Source organism: Hymenobacter sediminicola (genome assembly GCF_014250515.1).
In the GTDB taxonomy this organism is placed as follows: domain Bacteria; phylum Bacteroidota; class Bacteroidia; order Cytophagales; family Hymenobacteraceae; genus Hymenobacter; species Hymenobacter sediminicola.
In genome coordinates this window covers 1407047-1431995 of record NZ_CP060202.1, presented here as the reverse complement: position 1 = coordinate 1431995, position 24949 = coordinate 1407047, and the positions used below count along the sequence as shown (strand labels likewise).

Below are 24949 nucleotides of genomic sequence, written 5' to 3'. Positions count from 1 at the left end.
ACGACTTCTTTGTTATGAAAAAATACCTTCTGTTTTTAGGGCTTCTCATCGGGGGAGGTGCTCTTACTTCATGCGAGAGTTTTCTCGACGTGAACGACAACCCGAACAACCCTTCTGAAGCAACACCGAACTTCCTGCTGCCCAGCATCATCAGCAACGGCATCCAGACCCAGATGTTCACGGCTCTGCGCACGCCTTACATCACGCAAAACGTGGTGAGCCGCACCGTAAACAGCGGCGGCAACGACCAGTACCGCTTCACCAACGCCCAGAGCACCAACACCTTCAACTATTCCTACTTCCAGTCGGGCGGCAACATTCCGCCCATGATTAAGGCGGCGCAGGCAGAAGGCTCGGTGTACTACGTGGGCGCTGGCAAAATCATGCAGGCCATGATTCTGGCTCACCTCACCGACATGATGGGTGACGTTCCGTATTCGGAAGCCTACCAGGGCGGTTCCAACTACAAGCCCAAATACGACTCGCAGGAGCAGCTCTATGCCACCATCAACCAGTTGCTGGATGAGGGCATCGTGGAGATGAGCAAGGACCCGAGCCAGAACACGCGGCCTCTCTACAGCACCACGCCTAGTGAGAGTGGCGACATTCTGTACAAAGGCGACCCTGGCAAGTGGGTTCGATTGGCTAACTCGTTGAAAGCCCGCCAGCTGCAGCACCTCACCAAGAAAGCCAGCTACGACCCCAACGCCGTGCTGGCCCTGGTCGACAAAGGTTTCCGCAACAGCGCCGATGACGCTCAGCTGCAGTATCAGACGGCCGTTTCTCCGCTAGCCAACACGACCAACATTTTCGGGACGACCCGCGCCAACTTTGCTCCGGCTACGTTCTCCTCGTTCTTCATCCGGTACATCAACGGCACTACGTTTCCGGGCGTTACGGATCCGCGCTTCGGCATTATGGCTCCTACCACCAGCACGGGTGCCGCACCCGGCGCCGGCACGCCCACTGGTACCAACCTGACGCCTGGCTCCACCATCACCGACTTTTATGCCAGCTGGTACGCCCGCGACCTGGGCTATTACGAGGTAATTACCTACCACGAGCTCAAGTTCATTGAGGCTGAAGCTGCGTTCAAAGCTGGTAACAAGAGCCGCGCCCTTACGGCGTATAAGGAAGGTATCCGGGCGCACATGGCCAAAATCGGGGTGGGAGGCAGCTTCTCGGCGCCTACCGTTACGTTCCCGGCTATCACGGCAGCTCAGATTAACACCTACCTCAACAGCGCGGCCGTGGCCCAGACCGAGGCGCAGCTGGCTTCGCCCAACAACCCGAATCTGCCGCGCGCCATCATGGAGCAGAAGTACATTGCCATGTTCCTGAACCCGGAGTCGTGGTCGGATATGCGCCGCTACGATTTCAGCTCCGACGTGTACGTGAACTTCCAGTACCCAACGGGTAACAGCGTGAATGCGGCCCTGGCCGGCAATGCCGACCCCACTATGCGCTTCCCGCGCCGGATGCTGCCGGGCGCTACCGAAACCCTCTACAACCCCGATGAGGTAGCCCGCATGTTTGCCGAAGCCGGTGCCACCACCAACGACGACTACATCGGAAAGCCGCTGTGGTGGGACCGTCCTTAAGGCGAAGTCCGGCAGTATTTTCTCTGGCTATTTTTCCTGAAGCACATGACCCCAACTATATTTTCCCGGGCTGCCGCCCGGCTCCTCCCCCTGCTGGCCGTGGTACTATTTGGCAGCTGCGACAAGGAGCTTGATAAATACTACACCGAAAGCGGGCCACAGTTCCCGACGTTCACAGCCAATGCCCTCGGCACGGCCACCAAGTACGCCAGCGGCGAGATAGTGCAGTTTGAGCTGCGCTTTGCCAAGCAGACTGACCCTATCAGCGAAATCCGCATTCTGCAGAAAGTAGAGCCCGCGCGCGACTCCACGCTGGTACAAACCATTCCGTACCGGCCGGCCTTTTCCCGCATCCGGCAGTCGGATACGCTGCTGGTGAACTACACCGTACCGGCCGGCCAGAATAAGGCCAACGTGCGCGTAGATGCCGTTGTGGTAAGCACCAACGGCCAGACCAAAACCCGCACGTTCAGCTTCCGCCTCGCCGACCCGAACCCAACCATCCGTCTGAACGCCTCAACCAACGTGACGGCTCCCGGCACCACCAACCCCGTGCCCGGCGACGTAGTGCGGTTCCCGGTAGTGCTCAATGAAGGCGGCATCAACACCGCCACGGCCATTACGGCTACCGGCACGCTACGCAAAGACCTCGACAGCCTGATTACCTATGTGAAGGTGGGCAGCGCGGCAGAGCGCCGCTTTGCCCGGCAGCGGGTACCCACGGCAGGCACCCAAAGCGGCGCGGGTACCACCATCAACGTGGACGTGACGCTGCCAACGGGCAGCGCCGGGCAGCCCGTAATTTTCCGGTTTGAGGTGAAGAGCCTGTACCAGGACCGGATTCCGCCGCTGGCCCCAAGTGTGCGCACGGCCTCGGTTACGGCAGCTACTATCACGCCGGGCACACCCACGGCGCTGGCGGCCCCCCGCACTGTCACGCTTAGCTTCACTGGCGCCACCGGCGGCGACCTGGCCGCTTACGACCTGGCTACTTTCGCGCCCGTGGCCGCTGCTGCTTCGGCGGGCACTAAGGACCTAGTCATCACCAGCACGGCTACTAATGCCGTGCGGTTCCAGTCGCTGAATGCTACGGCTACTCCCGCCGTTACGGCTACGCGCTTCGTGCGCCTGACCACCGGTGGCGCGGCTGCTTACACCAACGCCACGCTCAACAGCATCCGGCAGACGTACCTGAACACGGCCGCCGCCAGCCAGGTGACGCAGCTCGACAACATAGTGGTAGGCGACGTAGTCATTGCCCGCCTGCGCGGCCTCGACCAATACGTCATCTTCACCGTAACCGGCATCAACCGCACATCGGCTACCGATGTGGCCGTGACACTGGCCGTGAAAGCACTGTAAGGCTTTTGCTTTCTTCTTTCTGCACAACGCCGCTCCATTGGGGCGGCGTTGTTGTTATGTAGCCGCCTGCGCAAGTCTTTCTGAATCCGTAATTTTGAGGTATGCCACTTACCACCCGCATCAACGAAACCCTGGCCCGGCACGGCTTGCGCGCTACGCCCATCCGGCGGCAGGTGCTGCAGGTATTGCTGAGCAAGTCCTACGCGCTGTCCAGCAACGATATTGAGCAGGAACTGGGCGCCGAGGGCATCGACCGGATTACGCTCTACCGTACATTGCGCACCTTCGAGCAGCAGGGTGTTATTCACCGTGTCATTGATGCGACGGATATTATCCGCTACGCCTCCTGCGCAGTAGGATGCACCGAACATGCGCACTACGACAATCATGTGCATTTCAAATGCAACGCCTGCCAGCACACCTACTGCCTCAACCAGGTTTCTATTCCGCCGGTAGTGTTGCCAGGCCAGTTTCAGGCTGAGCGCAGTGACTACCTGATGTCTGGAGTCTGCAACAAGTGCCGGACGGCGTCGGCGTAGCTGCTCTCGGCGCGTGCAGTATACTTAGTCCCTATGCTTACACTTTCTTTTTGCCCTCTGTATCGGCTGTTGCTTTGCGGCGGCTTGATTGTAGCTTCGGCAAGTGGCGCACAGGCACAAACAGGGTTGGTTGGCCGGTGGTCGTTGCAGCAGATTGCCTTTGAGGCCCCTGCCACCCTCCCCGACTCGCTGCAGGAGCAACTGTTTCATAGCCCGGCCGCCGATACCAACATAGGTATAACGAATGGAGAACTGACGCTGATAGTGGAGTTCAAAGCTGACAGTACTTACACATACACCACCTCCCGCCGGGGCCGGACTGTGCATACTGAACAAGGCACGTATGGGCTGCGGCAGGGCAAACTTTACAGCCAGGCAGTTACCAAAGACAGCCCGCTGTTCGATGGCCAAAGCATTGTGCAGCTTACCCGCCGCAAGCTGCTGCTGCAAAGCCCAATTCTGGCGCCGGAACTGCAGGTTTTCGAGCAGATTCTCTATACGCGCCTTCCCAAAACGAGTAAATAGACCACAAGACTCAATAACGCAAAACGCCCAACCTAGCTAGGTCGGGCGTTTTGCGTTATTGAAATGAGCAACGGGCGTCTAAAGAATCAACCGCCAAACAGACGACCGAAAAAGCCGCGTTTTTTCGACTTGGTCTTCGTTTTGATTTTGGTCGTTGTCGTCGTTGTCGGGCGGGAGGCTGCCGGTTGTGAAGCCGCAGGACGCGGCCCGGGCACTGCCGCTGGCACAGTAGTAGTTGGGGATGTGGCTGGTGCTGCAACCGGCGCTTCAGTAGGAGCCTGCGACAGTATGATTTCGCCGGCCCGGCCCGTAGTGCGCACACTCACGGGGCGGCTTTCGTTGTGCAGCCTGTCAACGGCCGTCAGGTAGTAGGCGTAGGCCTGGCCCCGCCGGGCAGTGGTATCCGTGAAAACGAGGCCGGTACCGGCGCGAGGCCGCACCACAGCCAGAATACGGCGCGGGTCGTTCGGCGACGGAGTTTCCTGCTGCTCGAACCGGTACAGCACGTAGTAAGCGGCCAGGTCGCCGTCGGTGGCAGCGGGGGCAGGCTGCCAGGTAAGCGTGTTAGTGGGCAGCGCTGCCGTAAGTGTCAGATTCTGGGCCGGGCGGGGCGGCACAGCGTCGAGCCAGGGCATGGTAGGCACTAGGGCCGGATACCGGAACAGGTTCTGCCGAAGCGAATCGGTGGTGTGCATAGCATTCGTGAGCAGCGACTTAGCGCTGAAGAATACGCTGCCGCCTACTTCTGTGGGGAAGGTCCGGTTCAGGCGTACCTGCCGGGGCAGCTCACGCGGGTTGCGCCACGTGGTATCGGCCTTAGTGCTTTCCGACATGCGGTAGGCCCCGTGCCCGATGTAGAGGTGGCGGCCGTTGGCATTGCGCGCCCACCACTCTACCAGCACCGGATACTGCGCTACCCGGAAGTTGGAGCTCCAGTACAGCTGCGGCAGGATATAGTCGACCCAGCCTTGGCGCACCCATTCCAGCGCATCGGCATACAGCCCGTCGTAGCCCTGAAAGGCTTTAGTAGCTGAACCGTTGGGGTCGGTGGCCTGGTTGCGCCACACCCCGAAAGGCGAAATACCGAACTTCACCCACCGCTTAGCGCTCTGAATTGAGTCGTGCAGGTCACGGATGAGCACGTTCACGTTCTGGCGGCGCCAGTCAGGCAGAGCCAGGCCATCGGGATTGTACTGCGCGAAGGCCGCTTCGTCGTGGATTACCTTACCAGCTTCCGGATACGGGTAAAAATAGTCGTCAAAATGCACACCATCTATATCGTATCGGCGCACCACGTCCAGAATTACGCGGCTGATATACTGGCGCACCGCTGGCAGGCCCGGATTGTAGAGCAGCTTGCCTGAGTAGCGCAGAAACCACTCGGGGTGCTGCCGAAACGGGTGGTTGGGCGCCAGCCGCCGCGTCACGGAATCCATGCTGGCGCGGTACGGGTTGAACCACGCATGGAATTCCATGCCCCGGTTGTGGGCTTCTTCGATAAGGAAAGGCAGCGGGTCGTAGGCGGGGCTGGGGGCTTTGCCTTGGGTGCCGGTCAGCCACTTGCTCCAAGGCTCCAGACTGCTCTGGTAGAAGGCATCGGAAGCAGGGCGCACCTGCACAAACACGGCATTGATGCCGTTGCGCTGCTGGGCATCAAGCAGGCGGATATACTCGCGGCGCTGCTGCTCTGGCGTGAGGTTGCGGGCACTGGGCCAGTCGATATTTTCTACCGTGGCAATCCAGACGCCGCGCAGTTCCCGCTTTGGGGGCACATCGGCGGTGGCAGGACGGCAGGAAACGGCCAGCAGGCCGGTAATGAGCAACAAGAACAGGAAGAGGCGGCCAGCGGCAAACAATCGGGACATCAGCACAACAAGGGGGAATCAGGCCGCAAGTTAGGGCTTAGTCAACAGTGCGTTGCGCTTGGCAACTCCTATTCCGCTGATTTCCTGTCAGAATTTCTCCCTACCCTACAGCTGGAACCCAGCGCTACAGTTGCTCAAATGGCAGGTCGAGCAACGTAAAGTCGGCCCAGGCTGCAAAATCGAAGTGCCACCACTCACCGGGGTAGTTCACGAAGCCAAACTGCGCCATCGTCTGCAGCAGTAACTTTCGGTTGTGGCGCACTTCCGGAGGCACGGGTTCGTAGGCCGAGTGGGCGGCCGGCGTCAGCGCATCGAAGGCGGTGGGCATAGGTAGCGGCAGGCCGGTGTGCAAGTTTACCAACGCCACATCCACGGAGCAGCCGCGGTTGTGGCGGGAGCCGCGCCATGGCGGTGCGGCATACGTTTCATCCTGAATCTGCTCCCAAAACCGCACCGTGACGCTATAGGGCCGATACGCATCAAACACCAGCAGGCCCGCATCATGCGCAGCCAGCGCCGCTTGCACCTCGCGCAGCGCCTCGGCTGCCGGCCTTCGCAAATAGGCCGCAGCCTCGGTATACAGTGGCTCGCGCAGCAGATTATCGGCGGTAGCGTACCGAATATTGAGCTGCACCTCCGGCAAAAAAACCGCCAGGTTCAGTAGCTCATGTGCCGGATTGTGCTGCACCTGCTGGCGGTACTCTTCCACTTCCCGGACTACTTCCGGCAGTGCATACTGGGTGCTCATGGTGCGTCCTCGCCTCCCGGCTGATAGTTTAGCTGAAAGCGGCGCAGGTTGGCGGGGTGGCGGCGGGCGCGCTGCTGCTCGTAGCGAAGCACGGCCAGGCCCAGGTCGCGCAGAAACGGGAATCCGATGGTAGCGTAGTCGTACTGGTCGTCGTTGAGCACGCCATCGGCGTTGACGTAGATAACGGCACTGAGTAGGAATTCCACGCCCTGCGTAGCATCGGTCACGTAGGCATTGTCAATCAGGAAGCCGTAGGCCTGCCCAATCTTATTAAACACCCGCACACCCGGCGGCAGCGGCGCCAGCCCTCCCCCACCCAGCAGAAACTTAGCATACGAATCGGGGAAGTGGGCGGCATCGTAGCGCGGCTGCCAACTTTCGTGCGGCAGCATGGAGAGGTAGCGGTATAGAAACTGATAATCTATTTCTTCCAGCTGAAACCGTTGCTTTGCGGGCACCGACTCCGGGAACAGCAAAGTCCGCAGCACCTGCTGCTGCTCGGGCAAGGGAAAGTTGTTCTTGGTACCGAAATCCATTGGCGTTTCCACACGCTTCTCGCCTTGCATATACGCTTTGCCGATGCGAAAGTCCCGGGCGGCCAGTTTTGGCAGAGGCTGGTTGTTGTAGGCCGCCGGCTGCATGTAGAGCGGGCGCGTCAGCGACGTATCCGCATACAGCGCCAGCGGATTGGTGTGGCGCGAGCCGGGCTCCTGGTCCCCGACCGACAGGCGGTGAATGAGGCGCGTTTGGCGCAAGTTCAGGCGGCGTAGTTGTGCGTTCAGCTCCTGCTGGCCCACAAATTCGTAGAGCCGATTATAAGCATCATTGTCACTCACCAGCAATACCTTGCGTATGTAGTGCCCCACGCTGGCCCGGCCATTGGCGGCCGATGTATCCCGGTCCACCCGCGTCTGTCCGGCAAAAGCCGAGTCGATGCGCAGGGATGCGGCGGCCGTGAGGCCGGGCACTTGCTGGCGGATGCGGCGCACCTTCTGCAGGGCCAGCGCGGCCGCCGGCAGCTTCACGGTGCTGGCCGGATAGAAATACTGATTTCCCGAAACGCCATACCGGAACGTGCGAAAATGCGGCCGGCCCTGCACATCCCGGTTGACGCGGGTATAGAGAATCTGCACGCGGTATGCGGCCGGGTTAGCCAGAATGCGTCCGAAACGGGCAGTATCGGCATGGAGTAGCTGCTTGAGTGGGTTGCGGCCCGGCTGCGCTGCACCTGGCTTGCCTAAACCGAGCAGCAGGAATAGCAATGCCCCCAACAACCGCCGCTGCAACAGAAAACAGAGAAGCCTCATGTGCCGAAAGATAGAATCTTCCGGCACATGAGGCTTCAAAAGTGAGTGAACCGGTCAGCTACGCTATGTAGCTTATTAGTCGTTTTTCTTGGCGGGGGCTCCGTCAGCATCGGCTTCGGGGGTGCCTTCGGCGCCATTGGTTTGGCTGCTGTTGCCATAGTCGCCACGGATACCCGAGCCGTCACCCATGCTTTCCTGGGTGCTGGTGGCTTCAGGGTTGCCGTTGGCGTTGGAATCCGGGTCGGCTTGGCCAGGAATGCGGCCTCCCGTGCTGATGGAGTTGCCCTGGCGCTCCGCGTCAGTTTTCTGCGTAGGATTCTGATTGTCGGTCTGCGGGTGTTGCTGGTCTTGTGCCATCGGAAGAAAGGATAAGTGGGAAGTGGTGAGTGGTGAGTTGCGGTCAGGCGAATAGGTCTGCTAGGCTATACGCACCAGTTGGGAGCGGCGTTGGCCTGCAGCGTATGGTAGTGCGGCGGCTTTTTGCCAACTTGGGGGTTGGTTTCTGATTTATATCTGTCTTCTATCCCGGCATGGCCGCTTCCTCTTCTCCCGAATCGGAGTTTTTCACCCAGAAAACCGATGCCGAACTGCTGTTTCTTGCACAGCACCCCGAGCTATATCATCCTGACCTAGTAAACACGGCCCGCCGCGAGTTGCGCCGCCGCGGCCTCAACCCCGATCCGGAAGTAGAGCCTCAGCCTATGGGCACGCATCTGCCGCCCTACGACGATTCGGCGGAGCCGATGTGGTGGCAGCGGCCGGGCGTGTGGGTAGGCGTGCTGGCCGTACTGCTGCTGGGCGGCGTGCTGTACTGGAAAAGCATGAGCGGTAACCAAGCCCGGCAGGATGAATTGGCACAACAAGCCAAAACCGGCCCCGCAGTGCTGAAAACCGTGGAAACCCATCTGATTCCGTCCTTCGACTCGCTCACCCGTACCCAAATAGCGCAGGAAATGCGCCAGCTGCCCGCTTCCGAGCGCACCCTCGATACTACAGCTACCCGCAAATACCGGCTTCTTGCCGAACGGTACTGGAAGGCCGAAAACCAAACGCTATACCTACTGGACCGGGTGCACCAAGCCGCTCCCGACTCCGCGCTGCCCGGCCAGACCGTGACGGTGGTGGAAGAATGGCGCCGGCTTACCAAAGCATTAGTCTATGACCACGGTCTGACGCCAGTGCTGGCCGAGCGAATGGATGTAATGCGCCGCGGTGCCTATCTACGCATCGAACTGCTGCAAAGCATAAAGGGCCGGTTTGAGGACGGGCAGCCAGTCTACAACGAGTACCTAACCACCCTGCGAGACTCTGCCACTGTAATGCACGAGGCACTGCTGAGCCGCGAAAAATGGGCCGCCGGCCTGCGCCGCGGCACTTCTCTGTAGTTTCTGCCGGGAAGGCCGCGCAGGCAGTCTAGCTATATAGATACGTCCATGAAGTAGAGATTTTTCAGCAGGCTGCCTTTCAGCATATAGCCCAGCGGCAACAGAAAGGCGCAGATAGGGTGTGCCAGCGGCTGAATCGGGTCGAAATCCTCCGCCTCGACGAGCACTAAGCGGGGCCGGTACCGCCCAAAATCCAACGACTGTAGCACCGAAAGGTCGAACTCCTCGGCATCAATGGCCAGCAGGTCGAAGCGGGCGGGAGCGTTGCGGGCGGCCAGAATAGCGGTGAGCGAATGCGGCTGCACCTGCCGGGTCCGGGCTATGTGCTGCCCCTCCGCCAGATACTGCGGTACATACTGCAGGTCGGCGGTGGAAAGCACATTGTTGGCAAACTCCATATAATTGAGTGCCTGTGTGCCGTGCGCTACAAAAGCGCAAACTGCCTGGTCGCGTGGGCGAATCCGCTGGTATTTTCGGATCAGCTGCTCATTAGCGTCGATGCAGATGCCCCGCCAGCCGCGCCGATACAGCAGGAACGTGTTGGAGATGAACCGGGGCTCGTTGCAGCCAACTTCTACATAATAGCCGTTGTGCGTCACCAAAGGCTTCAACAGTGACTCTATGAGCCGGTCTTCGCCGGTGTAGCCGTAGCTCAGCCGCACACTACGGCCCAACGGCAAGCGCACCAGCCCTACCAGCACATATTTCAGGCTACGCAATGTCGAAGCGACTGGACTTGACCAGGTGAAGAACTGCCGAAAGCTCATCTGCACCTCCTTCAGTGCCAAGCCCGATTGTGTAAAGGAAGCCCGCGACCGAGCACTATGGTAGAGAGGATACGCCAAGTACCGTTGTGCTTGCGCACGTGCGGCAACGGCAAGGGATGGAAACATGTTAATGACAAAAAGGCGTACAACCAGTCCGCCAGGAGTACTATAAATCCCCAACAATATACCACAGGATTTTCAAACATAATATCAGAATAAGTAAACAATCTTTGATTCTGGCACCTATTCCCATCTTTTACTTTTCGCTTGGCCGCGGCAAGACCTGAGCTCAACTTTGCTTGGTCGGCCGCCAAATAGCAACCGCGGGTTGAGGCTGGCTATTCTGGCAGACTATACCAGCGCCTAGTGAGCATGGGACGGTTCTTGTGAGTTGCCGGAAGCCTAGTTTGGGCATTCCTGCCGCATGGAAACTCCTCCCCCCGGTCCGCTCGCCGACAAGACTGATGCTGAACTGCTCTACCTCGCGCAGCACGCGGCCCGCTATCCGGCTGCTATAGGCACGGCAGCCGTGCAGGAACTGCAACGCAGGGGCCTGATTCCGGATGAGTTGCCTAACACTGCGCAGCCCCACCCGCAGACGGTTTCCCCTCCCGATACTAATTGGCTTGAGCAAGTCACTCAGGTAATTCGGGCCATGCTCTGGCCCCGGCCCGGCTACCGTATCACGCCCTGGCTGCTGAATACTAATCTGGTGGTGTTCCTGATGATGGGGTTGAGTGGGGTTAATCTTCTCGCGCCAGCAGGTGCAGCACTGGTGGCCTGGGGTTCCAATGTTTCCTCTCTAACACCCCAACAACCCTGGCGGCTCCTGACCAGTGTTTTTCTGCACGGTGGCCCGGCACACCTGCTCCTTAATATGAGTGCACTGCTCCTGCTGGGTTTGATGGCCGAAAGCAGGGCGGGCCACTGGCGTTGGTTGTTGATTTATTTGTTGAGCGGCATCGGTGGCAGCCTGACCAGCCTTTGGTGGCACACACAGGGAGTAAACTCGGTAGGCGCTTCCGGCGCTATTTTCGGGCTCTATGGGCTGCTATTGGCCTTACTGCTGACTCAACGGACCACGCTAAGCCGACAGGAACGCGCCGGTATGCTGGGGCTGCTGCTTTATTTCGCGCTCAGTAGTCTGGTGGGCGGCCTCGAAGGCCCGGCCGGCACCGACAATGCGGCGCATATCGGTGGACTTCTCACCGGACTAGTAGCGGGTCTGGCCTCTGTTTTTGTGTGGCGCCCCAAATAGATACTCGCTTCTATCCATATTCAACATAGAATAATCAAGTATTTTTGCATCTCCGAAAGCAACCGGGTACTAGTCTGAAGCATCATTGGAAGGACAACCCATAATTTTCACTTCTCTTTTATACAATGAAAACACGCTTACTTAACCTAGCTGCTGCCCTGAGCCTGCTCACGGCAACCACCGTCTCAGCCCAGACTACCACTGTGCCCAATGGCACGCTCGATACCTGGATTACCCGCAGCACGCTGGAAGTTCCGCAGAGCTGGAGCACCATTGATGAGGCTATCAAAACGGTGCCCGTCTTTGGCGGCCTCTACACCAGCGTCACGACGGCTAAGGATGCAGGCAGCCGCACGGGGGCTTTCGCGGCCCGCATGGAAACCAAGCTCGACCCGTTTCTGGGGTCGTTGATCGGACCGGTTCCAGGTGGCATTGTACTGGGCAGTGTTGATGCAACGGCCATTGATATTGCGGGCAGCCGCGACGTAAGCGCAGTAGGCGGTTTGCCATTTACCACGCGCGCTGCCAGTATGCAGTTTTACTACAAACTCACGGGTGCCAATGCTCTGGCTGATTCAGCGTATGCGCTGGTTTCGCTGACACGCACGGTGGGCGGCAGCGTACAGACCATTGCCACTGGTAGCCTGCGCCTGCTGCCGGCAACCAGCTACAGCCTGGGCACTATCCCGCTGCAATACACCTCTTCCCTGGCCCCCGACTCTATCCATATTGCCTTTGCCTCAGGATTTGCGGTGGCCCCTACGGTCGGCACGGTGCTGGTAGTGGATGATGTGGTGATGAGCGGTACCGTGGCCGCCACCCGCAACGCTCAGCTCACGGCGGCACTCCAGGCATATCCTAATCCCAGCGCCTCAGGGCTATTCACACTGGCCGCTGTGGGCCACGACAACACGTTGGCCAATGCCTCACTTACCGTACTGGACGCTATGGGCCGCATAATACGGCATCAGCCTACTGCCCGCAACTCCGGCCCCCGTACGCTGGACCTTCGGGCGCAACCTGCCGGCCTCTACACGCTCCGGCTGGATACGCCTGACGGCTTTGCGGTGCAGAAACTATTGAAGCAGTAAACAACAAGACCTCTTAACAGACGAGCCCCGGCGACTGGTGAATACCAGTTGCCGGGGCTCGTCTGGGTTTTACAGAACATATAGTTACAAGCTGTAAATCACCCGATTATGTGATAATCGATACATAGCACAAGAGTTATATTTACAGTGTTCCGGTGGAAAGGCCGCCGGTTTCTCTGTCCTGACTACGTCTTACTGCTATGAAAAATCTGCTACTTCTTCTTGTGGTGCTGTGTTTCGGTGCACAGTTGGCCCAGCCCACCGTAGCCCAGAGCGTGCCCAACGCCAGCTTTGAAACCTGGACCACGCAGGCAGGCACCGAGTATCCGGCCGGCTGGCTTACTACGGATGCCATCTATGGTGGCCAGGGCATTCCGATTTCGCTGGGCACCGTCACGAAAAGTACGGAGAGCTATGCGGGCAGCTTCGCGGCCAAAATGGAAAGCAAGGCCCTTTTTGGAGTGACTTTTCCTTCGTTTCTGATTCTGGGGTCGCGCTTTCTTACTTCCAGCACTTTTGGGGTCGGTGGCATTCCGTACACGAGCCGGCCGGCCACGCTGCAGTTCTGGTACAAGCTCACGCTGGCCGCCAACGACTCGGCGGGCGTGTACGTGGCCCTGACCCGCGGTGGTGGTCAGGCAGCGCAAGTAGTTGGAGCAGGGGCATCTATTTTGCCCGCCCGTACCGCCTACGGTCAGATTTCCGTCCCGATTTCCTATGCCCTCGGTCAGGCTCCGGACTCGCTCCGGCTGTTCTTTATCTGTGGAACGGGGGGCGTTGCGACCAGTTCTGCCCTGTGGGTTGATGAGGTAGCCCTGACCGGTAGCGTGGCCGCACTAGCACCAGCGGCAGTAGCCGCGGCGCTCAGCGTTTACCCAAACCCCAGCAGTAACGGAGAATTTTTTCTGGCTTCTTTGTCCAACCCAGGGCTTGCTACGGCTCCCTGCCGGGTTTATGATGGCATGGGCCGGCTGGTATTCCAGCAGCAAGCAGCCCCGCTCAACGCGGCAAGCGGCCGGAGCGTAGATTTACGTGGGCTGCGGGCCGGCGTGTATCTGTTGCACCTCAGCACGCCCGATGGCCTGCTGACGCGCAAACTCCTCATTCCGTGACCGAAGACCTGCCTTCTCCCGATTCACAACCCGAAAAACAGCCTTCGCGCTGGCGTCGTGCCACCCAGGCTATGGGCCGGGCGGCACTGCTGCCGTTCAACACGGCCGGCTACCTCTATCGGACGGGGCAGGAAAACCGCCACTTCACGCTACCGGTTCTCAACGGCGCTTTCGGCGACCAGCTGGCCGAGCGCCAAGACCGGCGAGCCATTCAGATGAGTTTCCGCCGCCACAGCGCCGATGTGCCGGTGGCAGCGCTACGCTTGGAGCCGGCAGCAACCGGGCCCCGTAAAGTGGTAGTGTTTCTGCACGGCCTGATGGGCGACGAGGTGATCTGGCAGGCTGGTTCGCCGGACGGGTTGCGCTACGGGCCGCGCCTGCAGCAAGATACCGGCGCCATCTGCCTCTACGTGCGCTACAACAGCGGCCTGCACATCTCCCAAAACGGCCAACTGCTCAGCAACCTGCTCACCGAATTACTTCGGACCTACCCTGATGCTGTAGGGCCATTGACCCTGGTGGGCCACAGTATGGGCGGCCTCGTCATCCGGAGTGCAGGTCATTACGCTTCGTTGGAAGGGCTAAATGCCGCCGCCGGCAACCCGGAGCCAGCAGGCCCCGCTCACTGGCTCACACATTTGCAGGAGGTATTTCTGCTAGGTGTGCCCAATGATGGCTCGTTTCTGGAGCAGAACAGCCATTTTACGTCCGTAGTCCTGCGCAAAATAAATCTGCGGCCTACCCGCTTCATTAGTGGCCTGATTGATAAGCGTAGCAATGGTATCAAGGACCTTCGCCACGCCATTCTGGTGGATGAAGACTGGCAGGACCCGCACGCCGACGACCTGTTTCCGCCCCGCACGCTGGTGCCGCCGCTACCCGGTGTGCGCTACCACGTGCTGGTCGGCTCGTTGCTGAAAACCGCTAATTCTGCCCTGCACGACTACTTCGGCGACGGACTGGTAGGAGCCGGCAGCGCGCTGGGCCGCGTTTTCGGCGACCCGGGCCTGCCCCCGGAGCAACTCATCAGCACCCGCGTGTTTCCGAAGCTGCACCACGGTACGCTCCTTTCCAACCCCGAAGTGTACCAGTACCTGCGCGACCATATCTGATAAAAAACCGCCACCCGACCAGGTAGCCAGACGGCGCTTTGTAGCAGCCGGAAACGCTCTATTCTGCGGCGTCTTCCTTAGGAGTAGGCTTATTTATTTTGAAGTTGAAGCGGTAGCGCAGACCAATGCTACGGTTGCGCGTCAGGCCCGTCGGGTTGCCGATGATTTGGCGGTGCGTAGCGCCATCCACGTTCCGCAGAATGCGGTTGAAGCCATAGTCTCCGACGATTTCCAGGTGCTTTCCTAATTGGAAGCGCCCTCCCAAACCGGCCGATACGTACAGGTTTGAACTTTGCGCAGAAACAAATTCATAACTCACTTCCTCTTCACCTTCTATTCTTCTTTCCTCCAAGCTAGCCTTTGTGGTAACGTAGCTAATTCCTCCTATTACTTCTAATTTCAGTCTGTTGGAAGTGCTGCGGGTAAAGGCGTACCGGCCCGTCAGCGGAATGCCGCGCGAGTAACTATAGCTTCCAGTATATTCTCGCACTGGGGTACCGTCGAGTTTGGTACCGCTAGCAGACATTTTATACTCATTGTCTTCTATATCACGCCATCTACTAATTTCTATCGAAAACCGCTCGTTGAAATTTACCCCCACAGTAGGTTTCCAGGGACCAATGGTAGTTGAGTTGGGATAAACCGATGGAGATTTGTAGAAAATTTCATGCTTGGTATAACCATGAGCTCCTGCGACATAAAATTTATATCGGACAGGCGGCTTTGGTACCACTTGAGCATGGCTTATGGCTGCTGCCAGCAATATAATCCCTAGGCTAAGAATATTTTTCATGTATTCGATTAAAGCATTAGCCTGCTTTACTCCATGGCGTCTTCCTTAGGAGCAGGCTTATCTATTTTAAAATTAAACCGATATCGCAGTCCGATGCTATTGCTGCGCGTTAAGCCGGTTGAATTACCTAGCAATAAACGGTGCACATCAGGTTCCACGTTCTTGAGCACTCTGCTGAAACTAATGTCCCCAACTACCTCCAACCGTTTGCCGAACAAATACCTTGCTCCTACCCCAGTAGAGGCATATATGTTAAGTCCTTTCCCTTCGTTGTAACGATAAGCAATTACTTCTGGCCCCTCTGTTCTGGTTAGTTCAGCAACAAACCGATCAGACAAAAGGGTTATTCCTCCCAAAATATCTATATTAAAACGTCCTTTGCTTTTGCGATAAAGTGAATACCGCACCATTAGAGGCAATACCCATGATTGCCGCTTGTCATATAACTTGGTAGAAATAGAAAGGCCATTACCGTTTACTCCTTCCGATTCACTTTTGCTCTCTTCATTCTGAGCCATATAATGACCACCTGTTTCCAGCCTACTATTGATAGCAAGTCCGAATGATGCGCTCCATGGCCTTAGTAAAGTTGTGCTAGGCCATGCAGATGCTGAGCCTCTGTAAAATGCCTCATACCTATTGTTGGAAGCATTTATTCCAACATAGCATTTTGGAGTATCGTTTGACTTGTTCTTTTTGTTCAAAATCTGAGCGTGGCACTTAACCACGCCGCTTCCAATGGCAACCAGAACAATCAGAATATTTTTCATACACCAGAACGAATACATACCTACCTTTATTTATAGCACAGATATATAAATTTTCCTCCCGCGCTCTGATTCAAGTCAGTTGGCAACCGCTCCCAGTTTTGTGGAGGGCGAATCAGATCAGAATCGCCCGATAGAATACCGATTTCAATCGGAGTACCAGTAATTTTACTTTTATACGACCAAATATATGCTCCAAATGCTCCATTATTAAGATCCAAAGCATCAAAATACAAATACCCATAATCACTATAATTTAGCACATCATAATAATACAAACTAGGTGAGGGCGGTCTACTTCCTCCTGTTCTAACAGCAATACCAGTAAGTGGCCCTGACGAATATGGCCTATTCTGATGATATTCTATGCCATTTGCAACATCATCTGGCTTGCGGGTAAAAGTTAGAAATATATAATCTCCTCCTGCTTGGTCGTTCAGGTCAATGGGTATCCTCGTATACCCTGTCGGAGTGTTAGGAATTACACCACTGTTGCTTACCAGCTTCAAATCGTAAATATATCCGTTGGGGTTGTCTGGCCCGCTATAAGGGGACATGCCCTCCGTGCTTATAAAAGTGGGCGGCACTGAGCCGCCGCCGCCAGTACAAGGCTCCCCATTTACAGAGCACGGCGCATCAGAATTGAAAGCTATAGCGCCATTATCGGATACGGTAGCCTGGCGGTTCTGGGCGTTGTATTTGGGCCTGGTCGGGCGCGGGCCGTCACCGGCAAAGTCCAGACGAGTGTCTTTGCTTACATACTGACCCAACGGGTCTTTTAGTTGTCCTTGTGCTATCTGGTGCAGGAAAGAGGCCCAGGCCTTGTCTTTGGTAGGCTGGTCGAGCGCCGCCCCTCTGCTTATCTCTGCCTCAGTTGGCTGGGCTATGCTGGGTTCAGCCGGGTTTCTTTCCTTTTCACATCCTGCCAATACCCCTCATAAATAGGGCCAGAACAATACTTGCGTTTGCTTTCATACTTATAAATAAGATTACCCTGAGAAATGAATACACTCAAACCTACTGTATTCATTTAGCATTAAATAGGAATAAAACACTGAAAATGTGACTTGTATAATGCCGTTAAAAATTAAATAAACTCCGTATTCTACTCCTTCACATGGGCCATTATCCAGGAGTGCATGGCCTCCAGAGCGGCGGGGGAAACGACGGGGCGCGGCTGGCCGTTCAGGAGTGGCCATTCGGTGGTGGGAGCCTGAAACAGGTGGTTGGCACCCTCTATCTTTTGCGCCGTTACGCGCGGATTGCCCTTCAAGCCCTTTACCAAAATGTCCATGTTGGTCTGCCCTTCCACCATGTCATCGGCGGTGCCGTGCAGTAGCAGCACCGCGCTTTTGGCTTTGTCCAGCTCATCACGCGGGTCAAACCGAAGGTAGTAGCGGTACCAAGGCGAGGTAAGGCGGGCGGTGGCTGCCTGCAGGGCCTCCGGCGACAACGCTGGGGCATCCTGCCGCACCATATTGGCTACAATGGCCTGCGCCTGCGCGTTGTCGGCCGTGTTAGCAATGATATCGAGCATGGTGCGGCGGCGCTTGCGCTGGGCATCGAGGCGCTTTTTGTCTTCTACCCGCTGCCGCATGCGCTGTTGCTCCAAATAGGTAGCCACCTGAGCGGCATTGGAGCCAGCGGCGCGCAGCTTTTCGGCTTTTTGCTGCGCTTCCGTGAGGGCCTGCTCCTGCCGCCTCGCCAGACTCAGTAGCGCCGTATCGGGAGTGCCGGCACGCAGCAGCAACGATGGGCGCTGTTGGGTCAGCAGTTCGTTGCCGGGCAGGCCGGCGGCGGCCAGCGTCACTACAAAGCTGGGCGGTAGCGGCTGCGCGGCTGCCAGCAACGCTACGTTACCGCCCTCTCCGTGCCCAATCAGGCCGATGTGGGCAATATCGAGTAGCGGCCGGGCACGAAGAAACGCCAGAGCCGCCTGGGCATCCCGCATCCGGTCTTCGGTAGTCACCTTCGTTGAGTCGCCACCTGATTTGCCCGTACCACGGTCATCGAGCCGCAATACGGCCACGCCCCGGCGGGTAAGATAATCAGCGAGGTTGCCGAAAAGAGCAAAGTCGCCATACGGGGCATCCCGCGTCTGGGCATCCTGGTCAGAAAGCAGCACGACGGCCGGAAAAGGGCCTTCACCGGCTGGCACCGTGAGCGTGCCGGCCAGCCGGAGGTGGTCCGTAACGCTGGGCACCGTCACTTCCTCGACACGGTAGGGAGGCGGAAATTTAAAGGCTTTTGGTGTGGCTGCCGTGGTGGGCGGCACAAACAGCAGTGTGAGCGGCGTAGCGTAGCCGGGTTGCTGCCAGATGCCCAGCAATTGTTGCCCATCGGGAGTACGACGCCCCACAAAACGGCAGCCAGCCTGCTCCGCTTCGAAGATGAGGGTATCGCCGCGGGGAGTTACGGTCATGGGCTCCCGGTTTACTCGCTGCATGGGCACATCCAGCACCGCGAAACGGTTGCCGTCGGCCAGCTCCGTTATCGTAATCATGAGCGGAAGGCTACCGCCGGGCACCGTCAGGGCACCTTTCCACTGGCCTTCCAGCGAATAGCGGCCACTAGCCGGCGCTTGGGCACGGGCAGCCGTACCGGAAAGCAGCAGCAACAGCCCCAGAAAGCCACACCATGCGAAGGCAGAGTTCAACTTATTCATAGTGAAAGCAGATGGACAGAATGCGCGTCGGTTCGGCTGAGCAAGCTCCGACGGCGAGGATCAGGCCGCAAGTACGCCTGCTACCGGGCAGAGCTACCTAACAATTGGTCCGGCAGTCGGAAACTGCCGCCGAACCCGCTGTTCTACTCGCTCAAGCAATTTACTTATGGAAGCAATACCCGGTCGATGACGTGGACAATGCCATTGGTACACTGTACATCCGGAATTACCATACCGGACGCCGTAGCGTTGCTGTTTCCTTTCACGGTCAGGATGCCATCTGTAAATGCCCCGAGCGTGAGTTGGCTCCCGCCAGCAGTGGTGATGCGTGAATTCTCGGGCAACTCGGAAGTAAACTGAGCACCGGGTACCACATGGTTCAGCAGGACGGCCGTAACAGTGGCCTGGGGCAGCTTGCGAATATCAGCCGGCACGTCCAGTGCTACACCTAGGTCGGCACCCATGTTCTTGAAGGCCTGATCAGTAGGGGCAAACACCGTGAACTGTGGGCTACCGGGCGAGGCCGTCAGGACGCCAGCCAAGTTGCAATACAGCACAGCTTCCACTAAAAAGCCCAGCTCTGGCTTGGTGAATACCTGCGCATCCTTCAGCGCTACCGCCGACTGTACAATATCAGCCCCAGTAGCCAGCAGCACTTTATCTATCACGTGCACCGTGCCATTAGATGCTTTTACGTCGGTAGCCAGAATCTTCGAGCCGTTTACATAGGTGCTGCCGTTGCGGCTGATAATACGGCGGTTGGGCCCCAAAGCCGAAGGCGACGCCAAGCCGGCCTGCAGGGTAGACCCCGACAGTGTTCCGCCCGTGACGTGGTAGAACAGAGTGCTGGTCAGGAAGGATTTCTGCAGGGTCAGCAGGTCGGCCGCTGAGTTGAGGCCCAACCGGCCAAATGCCGTGTTAGTAGGGGCAAATACCGTGTAGTTGCCTTCGGCGTCGTTAGGATTTTTATTGGACAGAATATCCACCACTTCTCCCCGGATAGCCGCATCTTCCAAAATCTGGAAATCTGGATTCGCAACGGCAATGCCGGCAATGGTCGGATCAAGTTCTTCATTTTTCTGGCATCCAACCAAAAAAATGGCGCTTAACGCAAGGCTGCAAAGCCAGCTGGGTAAGGATTTTTTCATGTATCAACGGTGTGTAAGGCAGTATCAGAGCAGGTTTTTGGAACAGATTCGGCGTAGAAACGAAAATAAATTCAATCCGGATTTACCTCGTGGTAAATCCGATGCAACTGAGTAGTTCGTAGTTAGCGCCCGAACGGATTCTCATATCCGAACACCGGCATGGCGGTATTGTTTCTTGAACAATTTCCCGATGCTCTTGTCTACCTGTTTCCTGTACTACTGCTCCTTTATGCAACACACCTACCGTTTTCTCCTTGTCTTCTCGTTGCTAAGCCTGGCCGGTTCCCAGATTGGTCGTGCCCAAAGTCTGGTGAGTGGCTTTCTGCCAGGCAAAGGACATGGCTCCTTCGTGGTTTCCGGTACCGCAGAACGCTACCAAAGCGTGTATCTGGCCCCGGAAAAGATTGACCGGGTTCCTATTTTTGATCGGGTAGAAGTTACTTCTCTCAATCTGTATGGCAGCTACGGCCTCACCGACAAGCTGGAAGCCGTTATCAGCCTGCCCTACATTCAGTCGCGGGGATTTGCCGACGAGCAGGTGCTGCGCGACCAGAACTACGTGAACAAGCGTGCTGGCCTCCAGGACATTACCTTGCTGCTGAAAGCGAAGTTCTTCTCCAAGGAAATCGGCACCAACGTGCTGGATGTGTTGGGCGTGGTGAGCGGTAGCACCCCCATCAGCGACTACAAATCGAACACGGGCCTAGGCTATATTATTGCTATCGGCAACGGCTCCAGTAAGCTCTCCGGTCAGGGAGTCGTGCACCTGAAGACCTTGTCCGGCGTGTTTCTCACCGGACAAGCCGGCTATAGCCTTCGCGACAACAGTGCCCCAAATGCCTTCGTGGCAGAAACCAAAATCGGCTACGCTGGCCCCAGGCTCTACGTTGATGCGCTGGCTTCCTTTCAGAAGTCAGACAAAAGCGGCACCGACATTCTGCAGCCTGGCTTCACCGGTTTCTTTCCCGCCACCCGCGTCGATTACGTGCGTCTGGGCGTAAGCGCATTCCGGCCGCTGGCCAAGGGGTTTGGCCTGACGGTAGGCGCTAGCACCTACGTAGCTGGCCGCAATCTGGGCAAATCCACGGGTCTGTCGGGCGGGGTGGCCTACAACTTCTAGAGCACCGCCTCAAACGGTACGAGAAAGCCCGACAGCACAATGCTGTCGGGCTTTTTCGCAATATATCTAGCAGCATTTATCAGCCTACCACCAGCTCCGTAAACGTGGCGCTGATGTCGATGGCCGGAAGCGTCAGGCCGGTTTCGAGCGTAACTTCCAGGGCTTCGGCGGGCTGGCCGTCGGTGCTGTAGGCAGTGGCCGCGAAGGGCAGGCCATGCAACACCACGCGGTAGCGCTGGAAGCTGGGGTGGTAGTCGCCTTCGATGGCCTGCTGCAGTAATAGGCCCTTTTCGGTGCCGGTCACGGTGAAGCGGCGGGTAGTTTGCTGGCCGCTCTGGTAGCCGTAGCCTTCGCCGCCATCGTCGTAGAGCACGCTGCTTTCCTGGCCGGCTTTGAAATACACGTGCAGCGTCACTTCGTCAATCACCTTCTCGCCCACATACTGCTGCACGGGGTACATCGGAATAACCGCTCCGGCACGCACGAATAGCGGAATCCGGTCGAGGCCGGCGGCAGCCCACACTTCGGCCGCACCCGTGCGGGCTTCGTCGGTCCAGTAGTAAAACCAGTCGCCGCGGGGCAGATACATCCAGCGGCCATCGGCGCCGGCCTGCGTGATGGGACACACCAGCAGATGGTCGCCGAGCCCAAATTCGGCCATGCGCAGGTAGGTTTCCGTGTCGGTCTGGTCGAGGAAGGTGAGTGGGCGCAGCATGGGCGTACCCTGCGTGGTGTACTGCCAGAACGTGGTATACATGTAGGGCAGCAGCTGGTAGCGCAGCTCAATAAAGCGCTTGGCCAGCTCGGCAGCGGGCTCGCCAAAGCTCCAGGGCTCCTGGTCGCCATGGTCGCCGGAAGAGTGCGTGCGGAAGAACGGATGAAACGCGCCCAGCGCTACCCAGCGCACGTACAGCTCGGCATCGGGCGTATCGATAAAGCCGCCGATATCGGAGCCCACAAAGCTGAAACCCGAGATGCTCAGGCGCTGGCACTGGATGTTGGCCAGCCACAGGTGTTCCCAGGAGGCAATGTTGTCTCCGGTCCAGCCGGAGGAGTAGCGCTGGCCACCAGCGTAGGTGCTGCGCGTAATGGTGAAGGGCCGGTTGGGGTAGGCAAAGCGCTTCACGCCTTCGTTGGTGGCGCGGGCCATCTGCATACCATAGATATTGTGGGCCTTGCGGTGCGAGGTTGGGTGGCCATCATAGCCGAAGCGCACATCATCCGGAAACGTGCCTTTCTCGAACACGGCCGGCTCGTTCATGTCGTTCCAGACGCCTTTCACACCAATGTCTTCAATCAACTCCTTAAACAGGCCAGCCCACCAGTCGCGCACGTCGGGGCGGGTATAGTCGGGGAAGTTGCACAGGCCGGGCCATACCGAGCCCTTCATCAGGGGGCCGTCGCCGCGGCGGCAGAAATAGTCCTTTTCCAGCCCTTCGGTGAAGACGCGGTAATTGGGGTCTATCTTGATGCCGGGGTCGATGATGACAATGGTTTTGAACCCATCCTGGGCCAGCTCCTGCACCATGCGCTTGGGCTCCGGAAAGTGCGTGGGGCTCCAGGTGAAGCAGCGGTAGCCGTCCATGTAGTCGATATCGAGGTACAGGGCGTCGCAGGGAATCTGCCGGTCGCGGAAGCCCTTCGCTATTTCCTTGACGTTGCTTTCGGGGAAGTAGCTCCACTTGCACTGGTGGTAGCCCAGCGCCCACAGCGGCGGCAGCTCGGGCGGGCTCGTGAGGCGCGTGTATTCCTGCGTGACTTCCAGCAACGAAGGCCCGTAGATGAAGTAGTAGTTCATCTCGCCGCCCTGCGCCCAGAAGCTGGTGACGTCGGCCCGCTCGGCGGCAAAATCGAAGGAGGCTTTGAAAGAGTTGTCGAAGAACACACCGTGGGCAATGCGCTGCTGCAGCTCCAGATAGAACGGAATGTTCTTGTAGAGCGGGTCGGTGCCCTTCACGTAGCCGTAGGTGTCAGAGCCCCAGTTGGTGAAGCGCTTGCCCCGCAGGTTCATGTTGTCGGGCTTGTCGCCGAGGCCGTAGTAGCATACGCCGCCCTGCACGCCCTTGCTCATCTTCACGATGTCGTTGCCGGAATCGTAGTCGTACTCCCAATGGAAACCCTTTTCGTCCTGTAGCAGCGTGTTGCCGGACCGGTCGAGCACCCGGGTTTTCAGGCCATCTTTGCTGACGGTACAGATGAGGCGGTCGGTGGTGATGCGGTAGTGGTCGGGCCGCTCCCGGAACTCCAGAAACTCCGGCACGGTGCGGGCTGGCACGCCACCAGGGAAGGCATAGCTGAAATCGGGACCAAACCCAGTTTCCGTGGCGTAGCGAAAGCGCAGCACTTTATCGGTGATGACCTCAACACGCAGCTGAGCGCCGTTGTCGCATAGGAAAACGAAGTCGTGGCTTTCCTGCTGGCCTGCCACTATCTTACCGGGGAAGAACTCCTGTCTCGCTTTCGCGGCCAGGTCGTTCACCATATAGTTGTTTTCCTGAATAGTAGCGTCGTTCATGGAGGGCGTCGGTGTGGGCCAAACGAGGCGAGCAAAAAAAAGCCGGCGGTGCCGGAAAAAGCCTGCGTTAAGCCTGCGAAGGTAAAAACGAATCCCGCGAATTTTGCCTAACATTGACCATAGATTAGCCAAAACCGCCCTCAAGCACGTAATAATGCGGTTTTATTACTGCTCTGATTTCCTCATCTGCTTATGACTATTGCTCCGCTTAAGGTGCTGCTGCTAAGCTGGGACGCCCCGGCGCCTTCTTCGGAGGCATCTGCTGTTCCGGTCACTACGCCCACCCTGGTTGCGGCGCTGGCCCCCCACGCCGACCTCACGCTGCTGCTGCCGCACCTCCCGGAGCCCATGCAACTGTCTTCGAGAATTCATGCCACCGGCCTCGGTGACCTGACGGCCGCTGACTTGGCGCTGACTGGTACTGAGCGTAACGCGCTGCGCCTGGAAACCTGGCAGTCACCAGCTGCTCCTTACCTGGGCGCTTCGGTACCGGGCGGAGCGGGTGGTACTTTCGGCACGGCTCCGGCCGCGCCGTACGCGGGCAGCTCTGCACCAATACCGCAAAACCCTTCGGAAACAACGCCAATAGAAATAGCTACAACAGAACAGCCCACCAATGATGAACCTAGCCTGCTGCAAAACTCCGACGAGTTTGCGGCTGAGGCAGCGGAACCTGCGGCGCAGGAAGCGCAGGACCTGAGCCAGCCCGCTGACGACTTACAACCAGACACCATTCCAGCAGCGTCTTCGGCCGAACCCGCCGCCTCTGCTACGTCTGACGGCTTTCCGGTACCGGCAATCCGGCAATCGGTGCTGGACGTGGCCCTGACGGCGTTGCGGACGGAACCCACTGATGAAGCCGGGCTAAACTTCAAAGTCATTCAGTATGCGCGCTTTGCCACGCGGCTGGCGGCCAGTCAGGATTTCGCTGTTATTTATGCTTCCGATTGGCAGTCGTGGCTGGCAGGAATGGAAATCCGGCAGCTGACAGGCAAGCCGCTGGTGCTACACGTGCACAGCCTGGCCCAGGACCGCACCTCCGCCGCCGACCGGGGCTGGATTGTGGAGTTGGAACGTATGGCCCTGCGCCGCGCCGACCTAGTTCTGACGTCTTCTGCCAGCTTGGCCATGCGGGTGCTGGAGTTGCATGAGCTACCACCTCAACGCGTGCGGCGGCTTTCTTCCTCTGATGCTCAGAACCCCGACCGTCTGGCGGAGGCGATTCTGGTTGCTTTGCGGGAAGTAGCGCCCGGATTAGCCTGATGCAAC

At 58.0% G+C, this 24949-nt stretch carries 22 protein-coding genes; 11 read left to right on the top strand and 11 right to left on the bottom strand.

Annotated features, from left to right (window positions below):
- The first annotated feature begins 14 nt into the window (after positions 1–14).
- The 4 genes from H4317_RS06110 to H4317_RS06095 all read left to right on the top strand — a co-directional run bounded on the left by H4317_RS06110 (position 15) and on the right by H4317_RS06095 (position 4027).
- Positions 15–1601: a SusD/RagB family nutrient-binding outer membrane lipoprotein gene (locus H4317_RS06110; protein WP_185889254.1), complete on the top strand. Its 1587-nt coding sequence runs from the start codon at positions 15–17 to the stop codon at positions 1599–1601.
- A 45-nt stretch (positions 1602–1646) separates the two neighbouring features.
- A complete protein-coding gene (locus tag H4317_RS06105) occupies positions 1647–2963 on the top strand; it encodes a hypothetical protein (RefSeq protein WP_185889253.1) in 1317 nt (438 codons plus the stop codon).
- A 101-nt stretch (positions 2964–3064) separates the two neighbouring features.
- Complete coding sequence (locus H4317_RS06100; RefSeq protein ID WP_185889252.1) at positions 3065–3502, top strand: Fur family transcriptional regulator; 438 nt, start codon at positions 3065–3067, stop codon at positions 3500–3502.
- 33 nt (positions 3503–3535) lie between these two features.
- Complete coding sequence (locus H4317_RS06095) at positions 3536–4027, top strand: hypothetical protein (RefSeq protein WP_185889251.1); 492 nt, start codon at positions 3536–3538, stop codon at positions 4025–4027.
- A gap of 86 nt (positions 4028–4113) precedes the next feature.
- Here H4317_RS06095 and H4317_RS06090 read toward each other — a convergent pair whose 3' ends face one another.
- From H4317_RS06090 to H4317_RS06075, 4 genes are all read right to left on the bottom strand, one after another.
- The gene (locus H4317_RS06090; protein ID WP_185889250.1) at positions 4114–5892 is read right to left on the bottom strand and encodes a glycoside hydrolase family 10-like protein; all 1779 of its coding nucleotides are present in this window, start codon (positions 5890–5892) and stop codon (positions 4114–4116) included.
- Positions 5893–6016: 124 nt separating this feature from the next.
- Positions 6017–6640, bottom strand: coding sequence for a M15 family metallopeptidase (locus H4317_RS06085; protein WP_185889249.1), 624 nt, complete (start codon positions 6638–6640; stop codon positions 6017–6019).
- Positions 6637–7947, bottom strand: a complete 1311-nt coding sequence (locus H4317_RS06080; protein ID WP_185889248.1) for a serine hydrolase — start codon at positions 7945–7947, stop codon at positions 6637–6639. Before H4317_RS06080 ends, H4317_RS06085 begins: the two co-directional genes overlap by 4 nt.
- 75 nt (positions 7948–8022) lie before the next feature.
- Positions 8023–8304, bottom strand: coding sequence for a hypothetical protein (locus tag H4317_RS06075; protein WP_185889247.1), 282 nt, complete (start codon positions 8302–8304; stop codon positions 8023–8025).
- A 173-nt stretch (positions 8305–8477) separates the two neighbouring features.
- On the opposite strand from H4317_RS06075, the gene H4317_RS06070 reads away from it, so the two are divergent.
- The gene (locus H4317_RS06070) at positions 8478–9332 is read left to right on the top strand and encodes a hypothetical protein (RefSeq protein WP_185889246.1); all 855 of its coding nucleotides are present in this window, start codon (positions 8478–8480) and stop codon (positions 9330–9332) included.
- 32 nt (positions 9333–9364) lie between these two features.
- Here H4317_RS06070 and H4317_RS06065 read toward each other — a convergent pair whose 3' ends face one another.
- The gene (locus H4317_RS06065; RefSeq protein WP_185889245.1) at positions 9365–10225 is read right to left on the bottom strand and encodes an FkbM family methyltransferase; all 861 of its coding nucleotides are present in this window, start codon (positions 10223–10225) and stop codon (positions 9365–9367) included.
- A gap of 298 nt (positions 10226–10523) precedes the next feature.
- On the opposite strand from H4317_RS06065, the gene H4317_RS06060 reads away from it, so the two are divergent.
- The 4 genes from H4317_RS06060 (at position 10524) to H4317_RS06045 (ending at position 14672) form a co-directional block, all read left to right on the top strand.
- Positions 10524–11357, top strand: coding sequence for a rhomboid family intramembrane serine protease (locus tag H4317_RS06060; protein WP_185889244.1), 834 nt, complete (start codon positions 10524–10526; stop codon positions 11355–11357).
- Positions 11358–11482: 125 nt separating this feature from the next.
- Positions 11483–12448 (top strand): T9SS type A sorting domain-containing protein, encoded by a 966-nt coding sequence (locus H4317_RS06055; protein WP_185889243.1) that lies wholly within the window; start codon positions 11483–11485, stop codon positions 12446–12448.
- A 200-nt stretch (positions 12449–12648) separates the two neighbouring features.
- Positions 12649–13560, top strand: coding sequence for a T9SS type A sorting domain-containing protein (locus H4317_RS06050; protein ID WP_185889242.1), 912 nt, complete (start codon positions 12649–12651; stop codon positions 13558–13560).
- Positions 13557–14672 carry an esterase/lipase family protein gene (locus tag H4317_RS06045; protein ID WP_185889241.1) on the top strand — a complete coding sequence of 372 codons (1116 nt, stop codon included), beginning with the start codon at positions 13557–13559 and terminating at the stop codon, positions 14670–14672. The genes H4317_RS06050 and H4317_RS06045 overlap by 4 nt, the downstream gene beginning before the upstream one ends.
- A 58-nt stretch (positions 14673–14730) precedes the next feature.
- On the opposite strand, the gene H4317_RS06040 is transcribed toward H4317_RS06045, so the two are convergent.
- From H4317_RS06040 to H4317_RS06020, 5 genes are all read right to left on the bottom strand, one after another.
- Positions 14731–15465 (bottom strand): porin family protein, encoded by a 735-nt coding sequence (locus H4317_RS06040; protein ID WP_185889240.1) that lies wholly within the window; start codon positions 15463–15465, stop codon positions 14731–14733.
- A 26-nt stretch (positions 15466–15491) separates the two neighbouring features.
- A complete protein-coding gene (locus H4317_RS06035) occupies positions 15492–16235 on the bottom strand; it encodes a hypothetical protein (protein WP_185889239.1) in 744 nt (247 codons plus the stop codon).
- A gap of 26 nt (positions 16236–16261) precedes the next feature.
- Positions 16262–17161 (bottom strand): hypothetical protein, encoded by a 900-nt coding sequence (locus tag H4317_RS06030; RefSeq protein WP_185889238.1) that lies wholly within the window; start codon positions 17159–17161, stop codon positions 16262–16264.
- A 176-nt stretch (positions 17162–17337) separates the two neighbouring features.
- Positions 17338–18897, bottom strand: coding sequence for an alpha/beta hydrolase family protein (locus H4317_RS06025; RefSeq protein WP_185889237.1), 1560 nt, complete (start codon positions 18895–18897; stop codon positions 17338–17340).
- 164 nt (positions 18898–19061) lie between these two features.
- Positions 19062–20045, bottom strand: coding sequence for a fasciclin domain-containing protein (locus tag H4317_RS06020; RefSeq protein WP_185889236.1), 984 nt, complete (start codon positions 20043–20045; stop codon positions 19062–19064).
- A 229-nt stretch (positions 20046–20274) separates the two neighbouring features.
- Between H4317_RS06020 and H4317_RS06015 the strand changes: the two genes are divergently transcribed.
- A complete protein-coding gene (locus H4317_RS06015; protein ID WP_185889235.1) occupies positions 20275–21165 on the top strand; it encodes a hypothetical protein in 891 nt (296 codons plus the stop codon).
- 79 nt (positions 21166–21244) lie between these two features.
- Here H4317_RS06015 and H4317_RS06010 read toward each other — a convergent pair whose 3' ends face one another.
- On the bottom strand, positions 21245–23680 hold the full coding sequence (locus tag H4317_RS06010; protein WP_260625837.1) for a glycoside hydrolase family 31 protein: 2436 nt from the start codon (positions 23678–23680) through the stop codon (positions 21245–21247).
- Positions 23681–23872: 192 nt separating this feature from the next.
- On the opposite strand from H4317_RS06010, the gene H4317_RS06005 reads away from it, so the two are divergent.
- Positions 23873–24943: a glycosyltransferase gene (locus H4317_RS06005; RefSeq protein ID WP_185889234.1), complete on the top strand. Its 1071-nt coding sequence runs from the start codon at positions 23873–23875 to the stop codon at positions 24941–24943.
- Positions 24944–24949: the final 6 nt, after the last annotated feature.

Coding starts and splice junctions, on each gene's coding strand:
- H4317_RS06040 (WP_185889240.1), bottom strand. CDS start 15,465: ATGAAAAATATTCTTAGCCTAGGGATTATATTGCTGGCAGCAGCCATA.
- H4317_RS06035 (WP_185889239.1), bottom strand. CDS start 16,235: ATGAAAAATATTCTGATTGTTCTGGTTGCCATTGGAAGCGGCGTGGTT.
- H4317_RS06020 (WP_185889236.1), bottom strand. CDS start 20,045: ATGAAAAAATCCTTACCCAGCTGGCTTTGCAGCCTTGCGTTAAGCGCC.
- H4317_RS06055 (WP_185889243.1), top strand. CDS start 11,483: ATGAAAACACGCTTACTTAACCTAGCTGCTGCCCTGAGCCTGCTCACG.
- H4317_RS06005 (WP_185889234.1), top strand. CDS start 23,873: ATGACTATTGCTCCGCTTAAGGTGCTGCTGCTAAGCTGGGACGCCCCG.
- H4317_RS06105 (WP_185889253.1), top strand. CDS start 1,647: ATGACCCCAACTATATTTTCCCGGGCTGCCGCCCGGCTCCTCCCCCTG.
- H4317_RS06080 (WP_185889248.1), bottom strand. CDS start 7,947: ATGAGGCTTCTCTGTTTTCTGTTGCAGCGGCGGTTGTTGGGGGCATTG.
- H4317_RS06110 (WP_185889254.1), top strand. CDS start 15: ATGAAAAAATACCTTCTGTTTTTAGGGCTTCTCATCGGGGGAGGTGCT.
- H4317_RS06070 (WP_185889246.1), top strand. CDS start 8,478: ATGGCCGCTTCCTCTTCTCCCGAATCGGAGTTTTTCACCCAGAAAACC.
- H4317_RS06025 (WP_185889237.1), bottom strand. CDS start 18,897: ATGAATAAGTTGAACTCTGCCTTCGCATGGTGTGGCTTTCTGGGGCTG.
- H4317_RS06050 (WP_185889242.1), top strand. CDS start 12,649: ATGAAAAATCTGCTACTTCTTCTTGTGGTGCTGTGTTTCGGTGCACAG.
- H4317_RS06090 (WP_185889250.1), bottom strand. CDS start 5,892: ATGTCCCGATTGTTTGCCGCTGGCCGCCTCTTCCTGTTCTTGTTGCTC.
- H4317_RS06010 (WP_260625837.1), bottom strand. CDS start 23,680: ATGAACGACGCTACTATTCAGGAAAACAACTATATGGTGAACGACCTG.
- H4317_RS06060 (WP_185889244.1), top strand. CDS start 10,524: ATGGAAACTCCTCCCCCCGGTCCGCTCGCCGACAAGACTGATGCTGAA.
- H4317_RS06100 (WP_185889252.1), top strand. CDS start 3,065: ATGCCACTTACCACCCGCATCAACGAAACCCTGGCCCGGCACGGCTTG.
- H4317_RS06075 (WP_185889247.1), bottom strand. CDS start 8,304: ATGGCACAAGACCAGCAACACCCGCAGACCGACAATCAGAATCCTACG.
- H4317_RS06015 (WP_185889235.1), top strand. CDS start 20,275: ATGCAACACACCTACCGTTTTCTCCTTGTCTTCTCGTTGCTAAGCCTG.
- H4317_RS06095 (WP_185889251.1), top strand. CDS start 3,536: ATGCTTACACTTTCTTTTTGCCCTCTGTATCGGCTGTTGCTTTGCGGC.
- H4317_RS06085 (WP_185889249.1), bottom strand. CDS start 6,640: ATGAGCACCCAGTATGCACTGCCGGAAGTAGTCCGGGAAGTGGAAGAG.
- H4317_RS06065 (WP_185889245.1), bottom strand. CDS start 10,225: ATGTTTCCATCCCTTGCCGTTGCCGCACGTGCGCAAGCACAACGGTAC.